Source organism: Nonomuraea sp. NPDC049158 (assembly GCF_040648335.1).
Taxonomy (GTDB): domain Bacteria; phylum Actinomycetota; class Actinomycetes; order Streptosporangiales; family Streptosporangiaceae; genus Nonomuraea.
On sequence record NZ_JBEZDM010000097.1, the window covers coordinates 1 to 1,282 of the forward strand.

Genomic DNA, 1,282 nt, shown 5'->3' on the forward strand with positions numbered 1-1,282 from the left:
GTGGCGTTCCCCCCGGGGTGTGGACACCCGGTTTCATGCAGCCAGTGACGTCATCCTAGCAAGCTGATCTTCATAGATGGCCGGAGGTAGGTTCCCGATCGCCGAGTGCCGTCGGCGGTGGTTGTAGCGGGCGATCCACCGGAAGATGTCCGTTCGGGCGTCGGCCTCGTCGTTCCAGCGGCGCTTGCCCTTGCCGTGCAGCAGTTCGCGTTTGAGGGTGGCGTTGAACGCCTCGGCGAGGGCGTTGTCCAGGCATGTTCCGGTCCTTCCGCTCGATCGGCGGATGCCGTGGGCGTCGCACAGCGTGGCGAACTCGGCCGAGGTGTACTGACAGCCGCGGTCGGCGTGGAAGATGACGCCGGTGGCGTGGCCGCCGCGGGCGCGCACCGCCGCCGTCAGGGCGTCGCTGATCAGCTCGGTGCGCAGATGGCCGGCGATCGACCAGCCGATCAGCCGGCGTGATCCGATGTCGATGACGGTCGCCAGGTACAGCCACGAATCGCCGACCGGCAGATAGGTGATATCGCCGCACCACCGCTCATCCACCGCGCCCGGGCTGAAGTCGCGCTGGAGCAGGTCGGGCAGGGCAGCGGCCGCCGGGTCGAAAATCGTGGTCCGCCTGCCCTTGCGCAGATGCAAGCCGACGATGCCCGCAGCGCGCATCAGCCGGGCCACCCGCTTGACGTTGACGATCTCCCCGGCCTCGCGCAGGTCAGCGGTGATCCGAGGCGAGCCGTTGGTCCCACCCGAGTCGGCGTGAAACGACCTGATCTTCTCCACGATCCGCTCGTCCTCAGCCGCGCGGGCCTGGCGGGCGGGTTCCCGCTTGCGCCAGGCGTAGAAGGCGCTGCGGCCGACGTTCAACACCCTGCACAGCCGCGCGATGCCGAAGCCGGCGTGGGCGGAGATGAACCTGAAGCGGCTGATCAACGATCCATCTCCTTCGCAAAATAGGCGGCCGCCTTGCGCAGGATCTCTTTCTCAACCTCCAGCTCAGCGACCCGCTTGCGCAGCCGGGCCAGCTCATCACGCTCGGCCTTGGCCAGACCCGCACCCGACTCGCTGTCGGTGGTCTCGGCCTCCCGCACCCAAGTGCGCAAAGTCTCGCGGTTCATCCCGAGCTCCCGCGCCACATCGGCGCAGGTCCGGCCCGTCGTCCGGACCAGCCTCACCGCGTCCCGCTTGAACTCCTCGCCGAACTTCGACGGTCGTGCCACCCGAAGGCTCCCCTCTATGGACAAGATCCATTGTCAGGGGTGTCTACGCCGCAGGGGGAACCTCA

Annotated in this window: 1 pseudogene; it reads right to left on the reverse strand. The window is 67.9% G+C overall.

The annotated features are described in order from the left end of the window. Nucleotides 1–33: 33 nt before the first annotated feature. Nucleotides 34–1,217, reverse strand: a pseudogene (locus AB0B61_RS57445) (IS3 family transposase). Nucleotides 1,218–1,282: the final 65 nt, after the last annotated feature.